Source organism: Pseudofrankia inefficax, from assembly GCF_000166135.1.
GTDB lineage: Bacteria > Actinomycetota > Actinomycetes > Frankiales > Frankiaceae > Pseudofrankia > Pseudofrankia inefficax.
In genome coordinates this window covers 2,748,821-2,769,897 of the sequence record NC_014666.1, presented here as the reverse complement: position 1 = coordinate 2,769,897, position 21,077 = coordinate 2,748,821, and the positions used below count along the sequence as shown (strand labels likewise).

General features: G+C 72.1%; 16 protein-coding genes. 9 read left to right on the top strand and 7 right to left on the bottom strand.

The window, feature by feature from the left end:
- Positions 1-87: 87 nt before the first annotated feature.
- The 3 genes from FRAEUI1C_RS11235 to FRAEUI1C_RS11225 form a co-directional block, all read right to left on the bottom strand.
- Positions 88-2,895: an aconitate hydratase gene (locus FRAEUI1C_RS11235; RefSeq protein ID WP_013423417.1), complete on the bottom strand. Its 2,808-nt coding sequence runs from the start codon at positions 2,893-2,895 to the stop codon at positions 88-90.
- A gap of 294 nt (positions 2,896-3,189) precedes the next feature.
- Positions 3,190-4,077 carry a glycosyltransferase family protein gene (locus FRAEUI1C_RS11230; RefSeq protein ID WP_013423416.1) on the bottom strand — a complete coding sequence of 296 codons (888 nt, stop codon included), beginning with the start codon at positions 4,075-4,077 and terminating at the stop codon, positions 3,190-3,192.
- Complete coding sequence (locus tag FRAEUI1C_RS11225) at positions 4,059-5,387, bottom strand: nucleotide sugar dehydrogenase (protein WP_013423415.1); 1,329 nt, start codon at positions 5,385-5,387, stop codon at positions 4,059-4,061. The genes FRAEUI1C_RS11230 and FRAEUI1C_RS11225 overlap by 19 nt, the downstream gene beginning before the upstream one ends.
- Before the next feature lie 229 nt (positions 5,388-5,616).
- Between FRAEUI1C_RS11225 and FRAEUI1C_RS11220 the strand changes: the two genes are divergently transcribed.
- Positions 5,617-6,822, top strand: coding sequence for an MraY family glycosyltransferase (locus FRAEUI1C_RS11220; protein WP_013423414.1), 1,206 nt, complete (start codon positions 5,617-5,619; stop codon positions 6,820-6,822).
- A gap of 53 nt (positions 6,823-6,875) precedes the next feature.
- Here the strand turns inward: FRAEUI1C_RS11220 and FRAEUI1C_RS11215 are convergent, their stop codons facing one another.
- On the bottom strand, positions 6,876-7,916 hold the full coding sequence (locus FRAEUI1C_RS11215) for an NAD-dependent epimerase/dehydratase family protein (RefSeq protein ID WP_013423413.1): 1,041 nt from the start codon (positions 7,914-7,916) through the stop codon (positions 6,876-6,878).
- Between the two features lie 222 nt (positions 7,917-8,138).
- Between FRAEUI1C_RS11215 and FRAEUI1C_RS11210 the strand changes: the two genes are divergently transcribed.
- The 6 genes from FRAEUI1C_RS11210 to FRAEUI1C_RS11185 all read left to right on the top strand — a co-directional run bounded on the left by FRAEUI1C_RS11210 (position 8,139) and on the right by FRAEUI1C_RS11185 (position 14,947).
- Positions 8,139-9,146, top strand: coding sequence for a glycosyltransferase family 2 protein (locus FRAEUI1C_RS11210; RefSeq protein ID WP_013423412.1), 1,008 nt, complete (start codon positions 8,139-8,141; stop codon positions 9,144-9,146).
- A 95-nt stretch (positions 9,147-9,241) separates the two neighbouring features.
- On the top strand, positions 9,242-9,988 hold the full coding sequence (locus tag FRAEUI1C_RS11205; protein WP_013423411.1) for an acyltransferase: 747 nt from the start codon (positions 9,242-9,244) through the stop codon (positions 9,986-9,988).
- 65 nt (positions 9,989-10,053) lie between these two features.
- A complete protein-coding gene (locus tag FRAEUI1C_RS11200; RefSeq protein ID WP_083819517.1) occupies positions 10,054-11,151 on the top strand; it encodes an NAD-dependent epimerase/dehydratase family protein in 1,098 nt (365 codons plus the stop codon).
- Entirely contained in the window at positions 11,139-12,326 is a 1,188-nt protein-coding gene (locus FRAEUI1C_RS11195) for a glycosyltransferase (protein WP_013423409.1), read from the top strand. The genes FRAEUI1C_RS11200 and FRAEUI1C_RS11195 overlap by 13 nt, the downstream gene beginning before the upstream one ends.
- Positions 12,317-13,645, top strand: a complete 1,329-nt coding sequence (locus FRAEUI1C_RS11190) for a glycosyltransferase family 4 protein (RefSeq protein WP_083819514.1) — start codon at positions 12,317-12,319, stop codon at positions 13,643-13,645. Before FRAEUI1C_RS11195 ends, FRAEUI1C_RS11190 begins: the two co-directional genes overlap by 10 nt.
- Positions 13,646-13,732: 87 nt before the next feature.
- Positions 13,733-14,947 (top strand): polysaccharide biosynthesis protein, encoded by a 1,215-nt coding sequence (locus FRAEUI1C_RS11185; RefSeq protein WP_013423406.1) that lies wholly within the window; start codon positions 13,733-13,735, stop codon positions 14,945-14,947.
- A gap of 101 nt (positions 14,948-15,048) precedes the next feature.
- Here the strand turns inward: FRAEUI1C_RS11185 and FRAEUI1C_RS11180 are convergent, their stop codons facing one another.
- Positions 15,049-16,341, bottom strand: a complete 1,293-nt coding sequence (locus tag FRAEUI1C_RS11180) for a pepsin/retropepsin-like aspartic protease family protein (protein ID WP_013423405.1) — start codon at positions 16,339-16,341, stop codon at positions 15,049-15,051.
- Positions 16,342-16,545: 204 nt separating this feature from the next.
- On the opposite strand from FRAEUI1C_RS11180, the gene FRAEUI1C_RS11175 reads away from it, so the two are divergent.
- Together FRAEUI1C_RS11175 and FRAEUI1C_RS11170 are read left to right on the top strand one after the other, a co-directional pair.
- Positions 16,546-17,838 carry a sensor histidine kinase gene (locus FRAEUI1C_RS11175; protein WP_063747982.1) on the top strand — a complete coding sequence of 431 codons (1,293 nt, stop codon included), beginning with the start codon at positions 16,546-16,548 and terminating at the stop codon, positions 17,836-17,838.
- Positions 17,835-18,497 carry a response regulator gene (locus FRAEUI1C_RS11170; RefSeq protein ID WP_013423403.1) on the top strand — a complete coding sequence of 221 codons (663 nt, stop codon included), beginning with the start codon at positions 17,835-17,837 and terminating at the stop codon, positions 18,495-18,497. The genes FRAEUI1C_RS11175 and FRAEUI1C_RS11170 overlap by 4 nt, the downstream gene beginning before the upstream one ends.
- A gap of 7 nt (positions 18,498-18,504) precedes the next feature.
- On the opposite strand, the gene FRAEUI1C_RS11165 is transcribed toward FRAEUI1C_RS11170, so the two are convergent.
- A complete protein-coding gene (locus FRAEUI1C_RS11165) occupies positions 18,505-19,980 on the bottom strand; it encodes a DUF8712 domain-containing protein (protein WP_198318744.1) in 1,476 nt (491 codons plus the stop codon).
- Positions 19,981-20,093: 113 nt separating this feature from the next.
- Entirely contained in the window at positions 20,094-21,065 is a 972-nt protein-coding gene (locus tag FRAEUI1C_RS11160; protein ID WP_232425387.1) for a CgeB family protein, read from the bottom strand.
- Between the last annotated feature and the right edge of the window lie 12 nt (positions 21,066-21,077).

The window sequence follows — 21,077 nt, the reverse complement described above, 5'->3', positions numbered from 1 at the left end:
AGCCACCCCTGACGCCACGACGCTCTTTGACAAGGCGGGGCCGGGGAGCGATGCTCCCCGGCCCCGCCTTGTCTAGCGCGCCAGGCGTCAGATCAACGAGCGCAGGACGTAGGGCAGGATGCCGCCGTGGCGGTAGTAGTCCGCCTCGCCGGGGGTGTCGATGCGGACGACGGCGTCGAACGACTTGTCGCCGGCCTGGACGGTGAGGGTGGTGGTCTTCTCGCTGATCTCGGACAGGCCGGTGACCGTGAAGACCTCCTCGCCCGTCAGGCCGAGGGACTCGACGGAGTCGCCCGGGGCGAACTGCAGCGGCAGCACGCCCATGCCGATCAGGTTCGACCGGTGGATGCGCTCGTAGGACTCGGCGATGACGAGCCGGACGCCGAGCAGCGCGGTGCCCTTGGCGGCCCAGTCGCGGGACGAGCCCGAGCCGTACTCCTTGCCGGCGAGCACGACCAGCGGAACGTTCTCGGCCGCGTACTTCTGGGCGGCGTCGTAGATCGCCATCTGCTCGCCGTCCGGCAGGTGCCGGGTGACGCCGCCCTCGGTGCCGGGGGCGAGCCGGTTGCGCAGCCGGATGTTGGCGAACGTGCCGCGGATCATGACCTCGTGGTTGCCGCGCCGCGAGCCGTAGGAGTTGAAGTCGCCGGCGGCGACGCCGTGCTCGGTCAGGTAGCGGCCGGCGGGCGAGTCCTTCTTGATGTTGCCGGCGGGCGAGATGTGGTCGGTGGTGACCGAGTCGCCGAGGACCGCCATCACCCGGGCGCCGACGATGTCGGTGCGCGGGGCCGGGGTCTTCGCCATGCCCTCGAAGTACGGAGGGTGCCGGACGTAGGTCGAGTCGGGCGCCCAGTCGAAGGTCTGCGAGACCTCGCCGCCGGAGCCGACGGGCAGCGACTGCCAGCGCTCGTCGCCGGACAGGTCGGCGTAGTCACGCTCGAACATGTCGGAGGTGATCGCCTCGGCGACGACCGCCGCGACCTCCGCCTCGGTCGGCCAGATGTCGCGCAGGTAGACCGGGCTGCCGTCCGGCGCGTGGCCCAGCGGGTCGTTCACCAGGTCGACGTCCATCGTGCCGGCGAGGGCGTAGGCGACGACCAGCGGCGGGGACGCCAGGTAGTTCATCTTGATGTCGGGGTTGATCCGGCCCTCGAAGTTCCGGTTGCCCGACAGGACCGAGACGACGGCCAGGTCGCCCTCGTTGATCCCGGCGGAGATCTCCTCCTGCAGCGGGCCGGAGTTGCCGATGCAGGTGGTGCAGCCGAAACCGACCAGGTTGAAGCCGACCTTCTCCAGGTACGGCACCAGGCCGGCGCGGTTGTAGTAGTCCATGACGACCTTGGACCCGGGCGCGAGCGTGGTCTTGACCCACGGCTTGCGGGTCAGGCCCTTCTCGACGGCGTTGCGGGCGAGCAACGCGGCGCCGATCATGACCTGCGGGTTCGAGGTGTTGGTGCATGAGGTGATCGCGGCGATCGCGACCGCGCCGTGGTCGATCGAGAACGAGGTGCCATCGGCCAGCGTCACCGCGGTCGGGTTCGACGGACGGCCCTTCACGTCACCGGCGATCCCGTTCGAGGAGGCCGGCAGGTCCGACTTCTTGTCCTCGATCGCGGTCGGGGAGTCGGAGGCCGGGAACGACTCGTCGTCAGCCTCGTCCGCTCCGCCCGCGGCGAGCGGGACGGCTGTGGCATTGCCGGCAAGAGCGGCCGAGGCATAGTCGGCCAGGGCGGTCCGGAACTTCGGCTTCGCCGAGGCTAGCGGCACCCGGTCCTGCGGCCGCTTCGGGCCGGCCAGCGACGGCTCGACGGTCGAGAGGTCGAGCTCCAGCGTGGTCGTGTAGTCGGCCTCGCGGGACGGGTCGTGCCAGAGTCCCTGCTCCTTGGCGTACGCCTCGACCAGCGAGATCAGCTCGGCGGGGCGGCCGGAGAGCTTGAGGTAGTTCAGCGTCTCCTGGTCGACCGGGAAGATCGCGCAGGTGGAGCCGTACTCGGGGCTCATGTTGCCGATCGTGGCCCGGTTGGCCAGCGGGACGGACGTGACGCCCTCGCCGTAGAACTCGACGAACCGGCCGACGACGCCGTGCTTGCGCAGCTGCTCGGTGATGACCAGGACCATGTCGGTGGCGGTGGTGCCGGCGGGAAGCTCACCGGTCAGCTTGAAGCCGACGACGGTCGGGATGAGCATGCTGACCGGCTGGCCGAGCATCGCGGCCTCGGCCTCGATGCCGCCGACGCCCCAGCCCAGCACGCCCAGACCGTTGATCATGGTGGTGTGGCTGTCGGTGCCGACCAGGGTGTCCGGGTAGGCCAGTGTGCCCTCGGCGGTCTGCTTGGTGAAGACCACGCGGGCCAGGTACTCCAGGTTCACCTGGTGGACGATGCCCGTGTTCGGCGGGACGACCGTGAAGTTGTCGAACGCGGCCTGGCCCCAGCGCAGGAACTGGTAGCGCTCGCGGTTGCGGCTGAACTCCAGCGTGGCGTTCAGGTCGAAGGCGTCCGGGCGCCCGAAATGGTCGGCGATGATCGAGTGGTCGATCACCATCTCGGCCGGGGCCAGCGGGTTGATCTTGGCCGGGTCACCGCCGAGGGCGACCATCGCCTCGCGCATCGCGGCGAGGTCGACGACGCAGGGCACACCGGTGAAGTCCTGCATGATCACCCGGGCCGGGGTGAACTGGATCTCCTGGCTGGGCTCGGCCTTCGGGTCCCAGTTCGCCAGCGCCCGCACGTGGTCGGCGGTGATGTTCGCGCCGTCCTCGGTGCGCAGCAGGTTCTCCAGCAGCACCTTCAGGCTATAGGGAAGGCGCTCAGCACCGGGCACCGCGTCCAGTCGTCGGATGGTGTAGGCACGCTCCCCTACTACCAGCTCGCCGAGGCTCCCGAAGCTGTCCATGCTCGTCGTCTCCTTCTGTCACACCCAACGCGCCGCGTTCCGTCGACTCGGCGCACCGCCCGGCCGGTTGGGCCGGCGGAGGGCACGGTCGAACAGGGGCCGGTCGGTCACCGCCCCGCGCCCATCCTGGCACTCCCAGGCCGGCGGCCCACACCTCGGCGGACGGGGTGACCGTCGCATCATCACCGAGTTACTTAGCTTTGCTAACTATAGCGCGGACCGCGACCAGGGGCCCGGTCCAGTCACGGCGGGACCCCGGCTATCAGAAAGGTCACAGATCCCGGCTGGGCAGGGTCACCCTCGCGCCGGGCCCGCGGCGGACTCGTCGCCCAGCGCGGGGCGGTCCCGGCAGAAGGACGACCGGCGCAGGCGCCGGAGCGCGGTCCAGCGGTCGTCCGGGGTCGGCGGGACGGGCAGCGGCCTGACGGCCGCCCGCGCCCAGGCCTCGACAGGGGCCCGCGGCGCCACCAGCGTCACCTCGGGCAGCTCGGCGGCCAGCCGGCGGGTCTCGGGCAGATCCGGCGCGAGCACGGGCGTCCCGGCGGCGCAGCCGGCCAGCACGACGGCGACGAGACCCCCGTCGTCCGGCGTCGAGCCCGCTCCCCCGCCACCATGGCGTTGCCCGGCGGGCGGGGCAGGAACGACGAGCAGGGCCGCCTCGACGAGCAGCCGGGCGATCTCGTGCGGCGCGCGAGCACCGACCAGGTCGAGGGCCCCGACCACGCCCGCCGCGGTGGCCCGCTCCAGCAGCCGGCCGCGCTGCGCCTGTGGCAGCGCGCCGACGAGACGCAGCCGCGCCGGCTGGCCGGAGTGACGCAGGGCGGCGAGGAGGTCGACCACGCTGGCCCGGCCGTGCTCGTCCTCGGCCGCACCCAGGTGCAGCACCGTCCAGGCGGCTTCCTCGGCACCCGTCCGGCCGGGGCGACCACGCGCGGCGATCGCGACGCCGAACAGGGCGAGGTCAAGGTGCGGCGCGACCCCGGAGTCCGCCGGCCCGGTGGGCGCCTGCGCGGGCGCCCCGGCGGGCGGCACGGCGACGGGAGCCCCCGGCACCGACGGCCGCGGGACGGTGGGGGCCTGAGGCGTCTCGGTGGGTGCCGGTCCTGCCGGGTCCCCGGTGGGCGGGACGACGGAGGCGGCGTCCGGCCCGCGCTCGGCGGGGTTCAGAGCGACTCCACCCACGCGGACGCCGGGACGATCAGGCTCTCCGCGTCCGGGGCACGCCGTTGGGCCGGGACGGCCGGGCCCGGTGGCAGCCAGCGGCGGGTGTCGAGCACCGCGCGGGCGAACCTGCTGACCAGGCCACGCGGGAAGAGATCGTGGTCGACGAGGACGACGACGAGATCCGCGGCGGCGAGCTCGGCCTCGTCCAGCTCGACGAGCCGGACCGGGGCGCAGACCTGGGCCGGGTCGACATGCGGGTCGGCGGCCCGGACGTCCGCGCCGAGCCGGGCCAGCAGGGTGGCGATCCGCACCGCCGGCGACTCCCCGACGTCACCGGTGTTCTTCTTGTACGACAGGCCGAGCAGCAGGACGCGGCTGCCGCGCACCGGCCGGCCGCGGTCGTTGAGCAGCTGGCCGGCGCGGCGGACGACGTACTCGGGCATCTGATCGTTGATGTCGCGGGCCAGCTCCAGGAAGCGCGGGGATCGCCCGGCGCCGCGACCGGTCTGCCACGGCGGCCCGGAGGGGTCGAGCGGCAGCCAGTGGCCGCCGACACCCGGTCCTGGCGTGAAGCGCATGAATCCGTATGGCTTGGTGGCGGCGGCGTCGATCGCCTCCCAGACGTCGACGCCGAGCTCGCCGGCGACCATCGCCAGCTCGTTGACCAGCGCGATGTTGACCTGCCGGAAGGCGCCCTCCACCAGCTTGGCGAACTCGGCGGCCCGGGTGGACGAGACCGGTACGGTCCGGGCCGCGATCGTGTCGAAGAAGCCCTGGACGGCGGCCAGCGAGGCCCGGTCGACGCCGGAGACGACCTTCGGCGTGTTCGCCAGTCGCCACGTCCTGTTGCCCGGGTCGAGGCGCTCCGGCGAGTAGCCGAGCCGGAAGTCCCGGCCCGCGACCAGCCGAGACCCGGCCTCGAGGGTCGGGCCGAACAGCTCCTCGGTCGTGCCCGGGTACGTCGTGGACTCGAGGATGACCGTGGCCCCAGCCCGCAGGTACGGGGCCAGGCCACGGGCGGCCTCGGTGACCGCGGTGAGGCCTGGGGTTCCCTCGCGCGGCGACGTCGGGACGGTGACGACCGCGACGTCGAAACCCTCGGCACCGGTGTAGGAGGCGGTCGGCCGGTAGCGGCCACCGTCGAGCGCGTCCCGCAGCTGGTCGTCGCTGACGTCGTCGACGCAGGACTCCCCTGTCGCGAGCCGCGCGACACGGTGCTCGTCGACGTCGAGGCCGACGACCCGCCACCCCACCTCGGCCGCGCGCATCGACAACGGCAGACCCACGTGCCCCTGGTCGATCACCACCAGCTTCCCGAGCTCCTCCATGGTCTGATTGTCATCGAACGGATACCTAGAGCGAGACAACTCTCGCCCGTGTCGCCCTCCGGCGTGCCGCTCCCACCCATCCCGCCGACATCATCACGCTGTGTCACACCCGGTCGGGACACTCCCCCTCGCCTCACCCGGCTAGGCGCAGTCCCGGGACTACATTGCGTGACGAACCTTGGCCCGAGCGCGGAGCCATTCCGTCCAGCTTCCCCGCATGGAGGAATACATGGTCGGTGCCGGATTCGCGGCCTGCGTCGTCACCCTGGCCGCGACGCCCCTCGTCATCGCCTACATGCGCCGGCTGTCGGTGCTCGACGTCGCCAACGAGCGCACCCTGCACACCCGCCCGACGCCGCGCGGCGGTGGCGCCGCCGTGGTGCTCGGGCTGTTCTCGGGCGTCGTGTTCACGGTGCTCACCAGTGGACGGGCCAGCGCCCCCGACCTGCTGCCGATGACGCTGGCCGTCACCCTGTTCGGCCTGCTGGGGCTGGCCGAGGACGTCGGCGGTGACATCGGCGGGATCGCGCCGCTGCGCCGGCTCGCGCTGCAGGCCCTCGCCGCGGCGGCCCTGACGGCGATGACGGTCGTGAGCGTCGCGATCGGCGCGGGCCGGCCCGGGCTCGGGATGGTGGCGGCAGCGGTCGTCATCGGGCCGGTGTGGATCACCGGCTTCGTCAACGCCTTCAACTTCATGGACGGCGTCAACGGCATCTCCGCGACGCAGGCGACCGTCGCCGGGGTCGGATACGCGCTCGTCGGCACGGTGCACCACAGCCCGCCACTGGTCGCGGGCGGCACGGTGCTCGCCGGCGCCGCGCTCGGCTTCGCGCCGTTCAACATGCCGCGGGCGCTCGTCTTCCTCGGCGACGTCGGCAGCTACGCGATCGGTGGGGCCATCGCCGCGCTCGCGCTGCAGGCGGCGGTGTCCGGCGTGCCGGTCGAGGCGGTCGCGGCGCCGGTCGTGCTCTACCTGGCCGACACGGCGACGACGTTGGTCCGCCGGATCCGGACCGGTGAGCGCTGGTACCTGCCGCACCGCGGCCACGCCTATCAGCGGCTGGTGACCGCCGGGTGGTCGCACACCACGGTCGCCGGGTACACCGGCGTGCTCGCCGCGTTCTGCGCCGGGCTCGGCCTGGTCAGCGCCACCACGGTGGCGGTGCCGGTCCGAGTCTGCGCGGACCTGATGATCTGCTTCCTTGTGGCCCGATACCTCGGGGCCCCCCGGCGGGTGGCCACGCGCCGGGGCGGCGTCGAGGCCCCCGGCCGCACCCCTTCCCCAGCTCCGGCCGACCGCTTGGCCACGAGCCCGGCCGACCGGTCGCCGGACGGCGCGGCGGGCGAACCGGCAGGGGAGACAGCGGACGCCACGCTGACCGTTCCGGCGCAGCGAGCACCCGCGGAGCGTGCCGCCGGCACCGTGAAGCAATGATCCGGGTCCGGCTCGACCGGGTCGGCGGCGCTCGGACCAGCACGAGGATCGGATCAGAGCGCGCGGCTACGGCGGGCGAGTTCGGTCCACTCGGCGCGCCCGAGCGGAAGCACGAACCGCTGGCCCTCAAGCCAGCTGCGTGCCTGCGCCTGGCCCAGCAACAGCAGCTCAGGTCGCCGGCTCGCCGCCGCCGCCGGAGGGAAGACCCGGCCCACGGGCTCCAGCGTGCGCAGGACCGCACGGACCATTCCAGGTGGCAGGGACCAGATCCGCCGGCCCGGCGCGAACGACTCGTAGAGCGAGCGGACCGTGTGTCCCTCAGTCGGGTGCGACACGATCAGCGGCGGGTCGTCGGCCGCCACGAGCGCCACGAGCGCCGCCGCGACATTGCCGATCAGAGCCACCGGCACCGGCTGGTCCCCGCGTCCGCTGACGACCAACGGAAAACGGTCGCACCACCGGGCGAAGGCGCGCGTGAGATCCCGTCCGGGTCCGTGCACCGACGGGGGGCGGAAAAGGGTGACCTGCAGCCGGCCGGTCCCGGCGAGGCAGGTGAGCAGCCGCTCCCCCAGCGCCTTCGTCTCCGCGTACGGGCTGACCGGCGCATACCGCGGGCTGTCGTCGAGGACCCGGATCCGGCCCTGGACCGCCGCCGTGCTCACCTGGACGAGCCGCGTGACCCCGGCACGCTCGCAGGCGAGGCCCAGGACGAGGGGCCACAGCGCGTTGGCGCCGAACAGCTCAGGAGTCGCGGGCGCCGTGGCGTCGGGCAGCCCGGCCGCGTTCACGACGACGTCATGCCCGTTCAGCGAGCGGGCCACCTCGTCGACGAGCCCGTCCTCGACGAGTCCGGCCTCGAGCACCCGACCGAAGGCCGTATCGGAACCCGGCGCCGGCGATGTGCCTGTCCGTCTCGCCGCCGCGTCTCCGGCGGCCGTCACCGCCAGGGCGTCCGCCAGCTCGACAACGCGGCTCGGTTCGACACGCAGCCGCTTGGCAGGCAACGACGTCACCAGGTCACCTGAGGCGCTGATCGCCTCAGCTACCGCTCGCCCAACGAACCCGGTGGCGCCAAACACCGCGACTTTGGCCATCCAGCTACTCCTTTGATCGTCTCGGGGCTTCCGGCGTGGACACCCTTCACGGCGTCGCCACATAGCGTAGTCACGTGATTGCATTCGCGGCCGGGCACCGCGGCCGGCCGCGACACGCTTGCCGGCAAGTCCCGAACCGGCGGCCAGATAGCCTAGGCTCGATCACTGACAGTAAACATTCAGTGACACATTCGTGTGTCCCGCCTGGAGGGCCACAGTGCGATGAGCCTGCGGACGAGCTCCCCGCCCGAGGTCGACGGCCGCGAGCGCTCCCCGGGTACGGCGGACGCGACGGATCCGCCGGTCGTCGACCACGCGGTCGACGCCCGCGACCCACTCGCGCGCGGGCTGCGGACGACCGCCGTCATCGTGCACTGGGGGCCGGCCGAGCCGACCGTCGAGCTTGCCAGCCGGCTCGCCGACATGTCCGCGGTGACGGACGTGGTCGTCGTCGCCAACGATGGAAGTCCCCGCCCGGGCGATCTGCCGGCCGCCGCCGGCTGGCTCGTCCCCACCGCCAACCTCGGGTTCGCCGGCGGTTTCCGATTCGGCGCTGACGCCCGGCAGGACACCGACGTCTATCTGCTGCTCAACAATGACGTGCTGCTGCCCGAGCAGACCGTCGCGGCCTGCCTCACGCTCATCTCCCGCGACGGCGTCGGCATCGTCGGGCCCACCCTGCTCAACGCGGACGGGATTCACCCCGGAGCGGACCGCCTGACCCCGGTGTTCACGGTGTCGCGCCGTCGTCGCCGCGGGCGCCCAGAGCCGGCGGACGTCGCGTTCGTCACGGGCGCGATCCTCTTCGTGCGAGCCGAGTGCCACCGCCAGGTGCCCATGGACACCCGCTACTTCCTCTACTACGAGGAGACCGACCTGGCCCGCCGCGCCGCCGCCGCCGGCTGGCGGGTCATGGTCAGCCCCTACCAGGCATGGCACACCGGCGGCGGAACCGTCCCCGGCAACGCGTACGCCTACTACACGGTGCGCAACCGCCTCTGGTTCGCGCGCGTCCACGGCCAACCCTGGCGGGCTCGCGCGGCCGCCCTCTGGCTGACGTTCTTCGCGCTACCCCGTTACCTGGCCTCGGACCTGGCGCACGGACGAGGGCTCTCCCTCTGGCGGTCGTATGGACGCGGCCTGATCGACGGCGTCGGACCGCTGCCGCCGGTCGACTCCCCGCTGCCGGACGAGCCCCGTCCGACGCACTGGGCTCAGGCCGCGGTCTGAGCCCTCCCCCGGCGACGTGGTTGCCGGGCCTGCCGACGGCTGGCCAGTCCTCAGGCGTGCCCGGAAGAACCCGCGCGGAAAGAGAGGAGACGGTCGTGCGCCGAACCCCGCCGTTCCCCGCCTCGAGGCCGGGCGCGGACAGGACCACGGAAGACGCGGAGACCGACGACCTCGTGGCCGTCTACGCGCATGCTGTGCGGCGAGCACGGCGCGGCGCGGCGCGGGTCGCCTCCTGGATGAGGATCCTCTTGCTGCGGATGACACAGCCGGGGGTCCGGATAGGGTTCGATTCCTTCCTCGGGCCACGCTGCGTGATTCTCTGCGCCCCGCGCGGGAAGCTGACCATTCGGGGATCCGTCCTCGTCCGCGACGTCCATCTGGAGGTCGAGGACGGAGCGCTCCTGGACCTCGGCGCAGACTTCGTCGGTCCCCACTGCGTGCTGGTCGCCCGCCGGCAGGTGGTGATAGGCGCCGGCAGCCTGCTGGCCGAGATGTGTGTGGTCCGCGACCAGGACCACGTGGTCACACCGGGAACCCCGGGCTCCGCGATGGTGTTCGCCGCGTCGCCCGTGACGCTCGGCCGGGACGTGTGGCTGGGGGCCAAGGCCACGATTCTGCGGGGTGTCACCGTCGGTGACGGCGCCGTCGTCGGGGCGGGTGCGGTCGTGACCTCCGACGTGGCCGCCGGCGCCAGGGTCGCGGGTGTGCCGGCGGTGCCGTTGCGGTCCTCCCGTGCCGGCGGGATCGCCGGCGAGGTCGCCGGCGGCGGCGACCTCGACGTCCCGGCCACGGCTGGCCGGGGCCGTGTCCCCGCGCCACGCCCCACACCACAGGCGCGCTAGGGCGGGACGGGTCCGCGCATCGCAGGTCAGTCACTCTAGGTATTTTGAATGATACAAAGAGTGGCGTGGACAAGCCCACGGAGTATCTCGCCCGGCCGGTCGCCGCACGGGCGACAGCGCCGGTCGCGGCATCGGCGCCCAGGCCCCGGGGTGATGCGGCTGGCTCGACGGTGGTGCTCACCGGCGGCGGGGGGTTCATCGGCGGCCACGTACGCGCGGCGCTCGCCGGCCGCGAGGTGGTGCTGCTCGGCCGTCGCAGGCCGGCGGCGCTCGGGTCTCACGAGCGCTGGGCCAGGGTGGATCTCGCCGCCGGGACGCCGGGAGCGCTGGTCACCCGCAGCATCGAGGCCCTGGACGTGCCGGCGGGAACGGCGCTCTGCCACCTGGCCCACGACGTCGGTGACCCGAAGCAGGCGGTGACGATGTCGCTCAACCTGCTGGCCGCGGTCAACACCTGCCCGCAGATCACGCGGGTCGCGCTGGTCAGCACGGTCTCGGTGTACGGACCGAGCCACCGTGGCCTGGTCGACGAGACCACGGCCTGCCGGCCACGCTCGGCCTACGCCCGGTCCAAGCTCGCCGCGGAGCGACCGTGGCTGACAGCGCTGCGTGCCGACTGCGAGCTGATGGTGTTGCGGATGGGCTCGGTGATCTCCGCCCGGCGGCCGGCTTCCTACCAACCGATCTTTGACGCACTGCGCAGACCGCTCAGGGCGGCCGCGCTCGGCTCGCTCCGCCAGGGCACCCCCGTGTCCTACGTGACGGCGGGCAACGCCGCGGCCGCCATCCAGTTCGCGCTCGACACCCCGCAGGTCGCGCGCCGGGCGACGTTCAACGTCGTCGACGATCTGGGCGGCGCGAACGCGGCGCTGGCGCGGGCGAACGTGAACTACGCGGCCATGCAGGACACCGTCCGGGCGCTTGCGGGCTTGCCCGCGCTGTGGCGGTTTCCCTTGCCGGTGGCGGCCGTCGACGGCGCGGCCCGGGTTCTTCGCCGTCCTCGGCCGGGGCAGTGGTACAGCTCCGCGGCGCTGCGGGCCGCTGGGTTCTGCGCCCCGTACACGCTGGCCGACGAGATCGCCCGGATCGTCGACGGCCACCTCCCGGACCGGGCCCGCGCCGGGAGCGTCGAGCCTGGGGGTGACGCGCCGTGCGGGTGCTGACGGTGGTGATGATGGCCGACGCCCGCCGTGGTGGCGGCCTGGCCGAGCGGGCCTACCAGCTGACCCGCGCCTACGCGCGCGCCGGGGGGCCCGAGGTGAGCACCGAGTTGCTCACTCTCGATCTCGACCTGACCGACGCCCGGATCGCACCGCTGGCTCCCGCCACGCTGACCCCCATGCCCTGCGCGAACCGCCGTTTCTATCTGCCCGCGCGGCCAGGCCAGGTGGCCGAGCGGGTCGCCGCCGCCGACGTCGTGCATCTGCTGGGGCACTGGACCGCACTGGGTGCCCTCGGTTTCCGCGCCGCCCGCCGCCACGGCGTCCCGTGGGTGGTCTCGCCGTGCGGCTCGCTACCGGTCGCCGGCCGTAGCCGCGCCGCGAAGCGCGCCTACAACGTGGCCGTCGGTACCCGGATCGTGCGCGACGCGGCGGCGGCGATCGCCGTCACCGCCGACGAGGCGGCAGACTTCGCGCGGTACGGCCGCGATCCGGCCGCCGTGCGGGTGATCCCCAACGGGGTAGCCGCGGCGGACCACGACCGGGACGCGGGCGGGGCGTTTCTGCGCCGGCACGGCCTCGCCGGCCGCCGCTACGTGCTCTTCCTCGGTCGGCTCAACCGGATCAAGGGCGTCGACCTGTTGATCGAGGCGTTCGCCGCCGCAGGAGCGGCCGCCGACGGCTGGCTGCTGGTTCTCGCCGGGCCGGACGAAGGACTCGCCGCCGAGTTGCGCGCCCAGGCCTCGGCGCTCGGAGTGGCGGCCGCGGTCCGGTTCGTCGGCGTCGTCGCCGGCGCCGAGCGCACCGAGGCGCTGCGGGCGGCGTCGCTGCTTGTCGTGCCGTCGCGGCGGGAGGCGATGTCGATCGTCGCTCTGGAGGCCGGGGTGAACAGCACCCCCGTGCTCATCACTGATGTCTGCGGGTTCGACGAGGTGGCGCGATGCCGGGGCGGGCTGGTGGTGGAAGCGACGGCGCCCGCCCTGGCTGCCGGGCTGCGCCAGTTGCTCGCCCGCCCCGACGCTCTGGCCGAGCACGGCACGCGGCTGCGCGCGCTGGTGCTCGCCGAGTTCACCTGGGAGCGCGCCGCCGCCCGCCACCTCGAGGTGTTCGCCGACGTGGTGCCGGCCGTCAGTGCCGGGACCGAGCTTGCGGGAAGGGGAACACGCGGGTGCGAGTGACGATCGTCAGCCAGTACTTCTGGCCAGAGCAGTTCCGGGTCAACGACCTGGCCGTCGGCCTGCGGGAACGCGGCCACCAGGTGACAGTCCTGACCGGGCAGCCAAGCTACCCACGTCGCGAGGTGTTTCCCCGCCGTCGGCGGCCTGGCCGGGAGTGGTACGAGGACGTCCAGGTGGTGCGGGTGCCGCTGGCCTCCCGCGGTGCCGGCGAGCGATGGCGGCTCGCGCTGAACTACCTGACCTTCGCCGCGAGCGCCAGCGTGTTCGGCGTGCCACGGCTGCCTCCCTCCGACGTCGTGCTCGTCTTCCAGATCTCGCCGGTGACGATGGTGGTGCCGGCGTTGCTGCTGCGCAGGGTCCATGGCACCCCGGTCGTGCTGTGGGTGCAGGACCTGTGGCCACACACGCTGCGCGCGATGGGCGTGGTGCGCTCCGAGCGGATGCTCGGCCTGCTGGAGAAGGCGGTCGGCGCGGCTTACCAGCGCTGCGCGCGGGTGCTCGGTCAGTCCGAGGACTTCCTGCCGCTGCTGCGCGCGGCCGGGGTGCCGGCCGACCGGCTCGGCTACCTGCCGAACTGGGCCGAGGACCGCTACCGCCCGCTGCCACCCGACCCCCAGGTCCGGCGGGAGGCCGCGCTGCCGGAGGGGTTCGTCGCGATGGTCGCGGGCAACCTCGGCCAGGCGCAGGCCCTCGAGACGCTGGTCGACGCCGCCGAGCGGCTGCGCGCCCTGCCAGGCGGCGCCGACGTGCACTGGGTGGTCGTCGGCGACGGCCAGCGCGGGGAGTGGCTGGCGGACGAGATCAGCCGCCGCGGTCTCGGTGACCGGGTGCGCCTGCTGGGCCGTCGTCCGCTCGAGCAGATGCCCGCGTTGCTCGCGCACGCGGATGTGGTGGTCACGACGTTGCGTCGAGACCCGGTGTGGGCGCTGACGATCCCGAGCCGGGTGCAGTCGTTCCTGGCGTGCGGCCGGCCGGTGGTGGCGGCGGCGGACGGGACGACCGCCCGGGTCGTGGCAGCCGCCGGCGGGCTCGCGGTCCCAGCGCAGGACGGGGCGGCGCTCGCCGACGCGATCGCGTCCGTGCGCGCGCTCGCACCCGCCGAGCGCGCGGCCATGGGGGCCGCCGCCCGCGAGTACTACGTGACGCACTACGAGCGGGCCGCACTGCTCGACCGGGTCGAGCGGCACCTACGCGACGCCGCGGTCCGCCCGGCCGCGCCCGAGCGAATCCCGGCTACGCGGCCGGCCGCGATTCCCGACCAGCCACAGCCAGCACATCCAGACCGGCCGGCGGAGACCGCCACGCCAGGGAGGACCTGATGAGAATCCTCGCCCGGCGCGGCGACGGGATGCTCGGCCACGAGCTCGCCGAACGGATCAGGCTGAGAGACCATGGAGGACACCGCGATGGCTGAGAGCGCGTCAAATGCGACGGACAGTGCCGGGATGCTCTCCGGCCGGCGCATTCTGGTAACCGGCGGCACCGGGTCGCTGGGACAGGTGCTGATCCGGCGGATCCTGTCCGGCGAGGCCGGGGTGCCGGCCAAGGTGATCGTGCTGTCCCGGGACGAGGCCAAGCAGCACGCGATGCGGCTGGCCTACCTGCGTCAGCGGGTCACGACGGACGAGACGATCTACCGGAACTTCGACCGGATTCTGGAATTCCGCCTTGGCGACGTCCGGAACTACTGGGACGTCGCCGCGTGCGTGCGCGACGCGGACATCGTCGTGAACGCGGCCGCGCTCAAGCAGGTGCCGGCGTGCGAGTACTTCCCGGACCAGGCCATCCTGACGAACTGCTCGGGCGCGTCGAACATCGTGCGCGCGGTGGCCGAGCATGGCTACCAGGTGGACTGCGTCGTCGGCGTCGGCACGGACAAGTGCTGCAAGCCGGTCAACGTCATGGGCATGACCAAGGCGCTACAGGAGCGGATCTTCATCGCGGCGAACGTGGGCGTGCGCGAGCGGTCAGGGCGCACCCGATTCGTCGGCGTGCGCTACGGCAACGTGCTGGCCTCGCGCGGCTCGGTGATCCCGTTGTTCCTCGACCAGATTGCCCGCGGTGGGCCGGTCACGGTCACGGTCGCCGACATGACCCGGTTCCTGGTCACCCTGGACGAAGCCGTCGACATGATCTTCCATTCGATCCGCCGCGGACGGCCCGGGGAGATCCTGGTACCGCGGACACCCGCCGCGACCGTCCTCGACATCGCGCACGCGCTGATCGGTGACCGGGACATACCGGTGGAGGTCGTCGGCGTGCGTCCCGGCGAGAAGATGCACGAGGTCATGGTCTCCGAGGAGGAGTGCCACCGGACCCGCGGTGACGGGCAGTACTACGTGATCTCACCGATGTTGCCGGAGATCGGCGAGCCGTCGCCGACCGGCGAGCTGGCCGGCGAGTACAGCTCGGCGGACAACGTCGTCGGTCTCGCCGAGACCGTCGCCCTGCTGAGTCGCAACGATCTCCTGCCGTCGCCGTCCTCGCCAGCCGCCGGCTCGCCGCGGCCGGGCGCGGTGCCCGGCCAGCGGGCCGGCACCGACCCGGTTGCTCGCTCAGCGGCCATGGCGTCCGGTCACGATGAGTTCCCGACGACCGACCACCTCGATCTGCTGCGGTAAGGCCTGGCTGCCTGGAGCCGCGCAGGCTGTCGTGGAGGTTGTTCCGGGCTCGGTCCGCGGCTCCGGTCGGCCGCACCCCGCCGATCCGGGCCCGCGGGGTGTCAGCCGACGAAGAGATTCATGCCGACGTAGTCGAAGGTGACGGCGAAGGGTTTGAAGAACTCGTGGGTGAAGTTGCCGATCGTGTCGAATTGGGTCATGCCGTCCCACGGCATCTTCCCGGCCGCGCTGCCGGGAAGATGCCGGCGGACCGCGTCCCCGATACGCATCTGGTTCACAGTGATCGGATACACGACGTCTGCCCCGCCGTTGACCTGACCAGGGTGGTCGTAGTCGATCGTGATGCCGGCCCGCTGGGCGTTCGCCACGCTGGTGTTCAGGCCCGCCGCGAGAACGCCGGTGTCGATGACCGCCTTCCGAGGTCCGTAGTCGTTGAGCTTCCCTTCGGTGCAGGGGAGGTGGTCGCCCGCCAGCCACAGTGGCTGCGGGCGGATACCGGCGGAGGCGGCCTCGGCCCGGAACGCCCGCTGCTGGGCGGCTGTCCTCTGTCGCAGAATGAGTGCCCGCCGTTTGTAGTCGATCGTGGTCAGGAAGTGGTAGAAGAGCTGGGTTCCGATCGTGCCGGTCGGGACCAGGCCGTTCGGGAAAGTCGCGAGCTGGTCGGTCCAGCTGACCGGCACCTGGCGGACTTCCAGCTGTCCGATCCGCAACGACGGGGCGACGCCGTGCTGAACGGTGGAGGTCCTGCCGTTGATGGTGAGCGTTGATGAGGAGACGGCGCGCAGGCCTGCCTCGGTCGCGGCGTCGGTGGTGACTGTGAGCGGCAAGGCGCCGGTGTCAAGGACGAAGACTCCCGGTTTCCCGTTCACGGATGCCTCAAGGTGGGGCAGTGGATCGACATCGAGAAAGGGAGCGCGGCTCACCTGCGCGCCATGAACCTCATACGGTGTGCCGGTGATGGCGGCCAGCTGGGCCGCGGTGGCGTCTGGCAGCAGTGGCACGGCGCGGGCCAGCTTGTCCTGGCGTACGAAACAGTCAGCGAGTCGTAGTTTCGAGAGAGCGTCGCCGGGCGCCAGGCGGAAGGCCTGACTCAGGTAGCGCTCGGCGCTGGGGAACCGGTTGGAAAGCAGAGCGATGTACCCCAGCTGCGCCGCGGCGTGCGCGTTGTCGGGATCGTTGTGTAGCAGCTGCGTGTAGCCGCGCTCGGCCCCGGCGAAATCGCCCGCCTTGAACAGCTGGTCGGGGTCACCGCTCGGGGCCGGCGAATCCGCCGCCGCGGCGGGCGCGCATCCCGAGGTGGCCAGCAAAGGCAGGACCGCGCCGGCGGCGGTGGCCAGGCCCGCCCGCCGCAGAAATCCCCGCCGGTCGACGCCAGGGGTTTGATCGTTCTCCATCGTGTGATTCACGGGACGAGCTTGTCGTGACACGGCCGAGACCCGCGTCTGGCTCAGGCCTCATAGCCGCGTCTGCCGAGGGCTATACGGCCGCGTCTGCCGAGAGATATACGGCCGCGTCTGCCGAGAGAGGTATCGCGACCCGTCCACGTCCCTCGGCTGACAGACGCGCTGCCCCAGGCTCCGCCCGTAGACTTGTTGATCATGGCAGCTCGCGTGGCGTCCGCTCTCCGCACCTGGACGCACCTACCTGTGCCGCAGGACGCGGCACTGGCGTCCGCGTTGTTCGTGGTGTGTGTGCTGGCGAACGACCCGCTCGCGCTGGTCCACGCCATGGCCGGCCGGCCTGCCGGTGGCGGGTCGAGCGGGCCGGGTGTCGTGTGGGTGTGGTGGGTCGCGGCGGCGCTCACCATGGTCGGGGTCACGCTGCGGCGGCGCTGGCCGATGCCGATGTTCCTTCTGTGTGTGCTGGCGGCCGCGGCGCGGCTGGCGGCGGGTGTCCCTCCCACGGTTGTGGACCTGGCGGTGCCGATCCTGCTCGCCACGGTCGCGGCCCGGTACCCGCGGAGCGTGTCACTGCCGGTGCTGGGTGGGCTGTTGCTGCTGGGCACGGTCTGGTTGACATACGGCACCCTCACTGGCCATTCGGTGGCCACGGTGGCTCTCCAGGTGTGCCATCGTGACGCCGCCTCCGCACAGTCGGGCGGCGCCGCCTGCCACCACGATGGAGCCCACATCTGGGGTGCGCCGTCCGTACTCGGATCCGTTCTGATCGCCGCATGGGCCGTCGGCGCCGGCGACCGGAACCGGCGCGCGTACCTCGCGCAGCTGCAGGCGCGTGCTCAGGATCTGCGACGGGAGCGGGACCAGCGGGCCGCGCTCGCGGTGGCCGCCGAGCGTGGGCGGATCAGTCGCGAGGTCCATGACGTGGTCGCCCACGGTCTGGCCTTGATCGTCGTGCAGGCGCAGGGCGGTGAGGCCGCGCTGGACAGCCATCCCGCGGCGACCCGCAGCGCCCTGCGGACGATCGTCACGACCGGGCGCGACTCCCTCGCGGACATGCGGCGCGTGCTTACCGCGTTCGACGACCTGGAGCACGCCTGGCATCCACCACCCGGCCTCACCCAGCTACCAGGCCTGCTGACCCGGGTACGGGCAGCGGGGACGCCGGTGCGCCTGCGCGTCGAGGGGACCGCCACCATGCTGCCGTCGGCCGTGGACCTGTCCGCGTACCGCATCGTGCAGGAAGCGCTGACCAACGTCGTGAAACACGCCGGAGCAGGGGCGAGCGCGGAGGTCGTCGTCTCCTACCGCGACACCGAGGTCGGAATCGAGGTCAGCGACGATGGCGAGGGCACGGTCGCGGGTGGCGGCAACGGGCTGCGGGGCATGCGTCGGCGGGTGACCTTGCTCAGCGGCGACCTCGAGGCCGGGCCCGGCGACAAGGGCGGGTTCGTCGTGCGGGCCGCCCTTCCCGTCCAGGGACGGCACGCGTGATCCGTGTACTCCTCGCCGACGATCAGGCTCTGGTCCGGACCGGTTTCCGGCTCATCGTGGACAACGCGCCGGACATGCTGGTCGTCGGTGAGGCGGGGGACGGCGCCGAGGCGGCTACCCTCGCCGCCGAGCTTCAACCGGACGTCGTCCTGATGGATGTCCGCATGCCCGACGTCGACGGCGTGGAGGGGACCCGTCGCATCGCCGCTGACGGCGCCAACCACACCCGAATACTGATCCTGACGACCTTCGACCTCGACGAATACGTCCACGCGTCCCTGCAGGCCGGCGCCAGCGGCTTCCTGCTCAAGGACACCCTGGCGACCGATCTGCTGTCGGCCATCCGGGTGGTGACCCGCGGCGACGCGGTGGTGGCGCCCAGCGTGACTCGCCGGCTCATCGAGCGCTATCTCGGCAGCGGGCCCGCACGGATCACCCCGCCCGCCGACCTGCAGACGCTGACCGAACGCGAACGTGAGGTACTGGTTCTCATCGCCCGCGGCCTGTCCAACACCGAGATCGCCGCGCGGATCTACGTGACGGAAGGAACCGTAAAAACCCACGTCAGCCGCCTACTGGCGAAACTCAACCTGCGCGACCGGGTCCAAGCCGTGGTCTACGCCTACGAATCCGGGCTCGTGCGACCCGCCATTCCATAACGGAGACCTAAACCCTCGCTGGTGGCCGAAAATACGCGAACCGGCAGGCGGCGACCACGATGACGATTTTGATCGGCAGCGACACCAGAAGGTCCGTCACAGTCGTCTCCGAGGTCAGCAGCAACGTGAACAGCGAGACGTACAACGCGGTCAGCCGCAGGTCGCGCGCCGGGTACAGGGTCTCGTCCACGAACCGGTAGAGGGCGCCCATGAGGGCGGACCCGAGGAGCAGCACGAGCAGCCCACCATGGCGGAACAGGTCCGCCTGCGGCGAGATCGCGGCCGAGCTGTACAGGTTCGCGGGCGTGTCGTAGTACTCCTGGTTGAAGGTGTAGCCGGCGGTCCGGACCGGCTTGTCCGGCCAGAGCGCGCGCGGGACCATACCGAGCACCGGGTCGGTGACCAGCTCGAAGACGCTCCGGTAGGGCACCATGTTCGGGGTCTTCTGGACAACGGCGGCGAGGCTGTCCACAGCCCGGACGCGGTCGATGACGGTCGAGCTGAGGACGGACCCCGACGATGACTGACCGTTGTCGTTGCCGCCGGTGCCGCCGGTGCCGCCGGTGCCGCCGTCCACCGTCTGGACGATGACCTGCGGGGCGGCGGCGACCGCCGCCGGTGCCGACAGGTTCTCTCCATGCTTGCGGACGATGTCCCGGTACGCGGCGTTGAACGGCACGACGACAAGCAGGAAGACGGCCGCGGCGCCAAGCAGCCAGCGCAGCGGCAACCGTCCGCGGGCCACCGTGAAACTCAGGCACACCGCGAGCAGGGTGTAGGCGAACTGTCCCTTCATCCCGCTGAGCAGCCCGAAGCCGATCTCCGTCCCGAGCAGGACCAGGAAGATCGTCCGCCGCCGGACACCGCCGAACCGTGCCAGCTCAACCGACGCGATGGCCAGCGCGGCGAGGCCGAGGCTACCGGTCTCCACCAGGATCTGCGCGTACCACGACGAGCCGCTCACAGCCTTGGACGGGTCGGCCAGGTAGCCGAACTGTCCGAGGGCGATCTGGGCGACGCGCGCCACGACGGACACACCCGAGAGGACCAACACGGCGTTCGGGCGGCACACGCCGCCGCCTCTGCCGTCGCGCTCCAAGGTCGCGACCGCGGCCAGCCGGTGTCCAAGACGAAGGGCGACCACGCCGGGACCGACGAGATAGCCGATCGCCCACAACGGCGCGGCCAGGCCGACAATGGCGAGCGCGTGCGCGACGCTCGACCGGTCGATGGTGGCCAGAAAGCCATCCTGCGGATTCCGCCACGCAATGGACGCGAGCCCCATGGTGACGGCGGAACTCAGCAGGTACCACGGTCCGAGTTGGAACTGGCGCAGACTGCGGCCATAGCGGTCACCGATGAACGCCATGAGGGCCAGGTACTCAACCGTGACGGCGATGGAGCGCAGTACCACCCGGTCGGAGACAGCCGGGGCGGCGACGAAGTCGATCACCCAGAGGCCAATCGCCACCGCGGCGGCCATGGTCCACACCGCCGACGCGCGCCCGCCAGACGCGGTGTCCTTCGGCCTCGACGAGATTCCCGACCTGGGAGACACCGCCTGAGCCAGCGGGACCTCATAGCTGCCGACGGCGGTCACAGGACGGCCTCGAGCAACGCGGTGAGCCGATGCTGATACGTGTGCTCGGCATGGCTGCGCCGCGACGCGGCATCGCCGACGGCACGCGCCGCCGCCCGGTCGTCCACGCACCCTTTGATCCGATCGAGCAACTCGTCGAAGGTGCTGAACGCGAGGATCTCGCGATCCTCATCGAACAGACCGGGCAGCGAGTCCCGACGCTCGCACAGGACGGTGCCCCCACAGCCTGTCGCCTCGAACAGTCTGCAGTTCACGCTCTGCATCTCCGCCGGGTGCAGGGCGTTGACCACAGCACACGCCCCGCGGAACACAGCGGCCTTCTCCTCACCGGCCACATAGCGCCCGGCATGGTGGCGGACCAGCCGCGGGTCACGAAGCCAGCGGCTCATCGCCGGGCCGTAGATCCGCACGTCGACGCCGCGGTCGAGGAGCTGCCCGATCAGCCGGGCACGGGCGCTGTACACGTGGCCCACGAACACCACATACGGCAGGTCGGGAACGGTGGCTGGGGGACGGTGGCGGACCGGGTTGCACGCCTCCGGCAGATAGTGCGCCGGCAGTTCCAGGACATCGGCCAGCCGGCGAACGAGAAGCGGGTCCTTGAAGAACAGCGCGTCGTAGTCACCGAGCAGCATCCGCTGCCGTTCGAGGTTGACGACGGCGTCCGGAAACCACAGACACACCCGGACCCCTCGTCGGCGCAGCTCGCGCACCGTGGCCGGTAGCAGGTTGAGGTCGACCGAGACCACCACACTGACTCCGGCACCCTCGGCTGCCGCTACCAGACGGCGCTGGTAGGCAAGCCCGAGGCGGTCGGAGGCTCGCCGCGCGAGATCGAGGGTCGCCGCGACGGGCCGGCTGGCCGGCTGCGGGAAAGCCGGGCCGAGCGGCACCCCGTAGGCGCCGACGTCAGGCAGGCAGGCAAGGATGTTCTCCGCGAAGCTGTCACCGCCGATGGGCCCGATCACGCCCACCCGGAC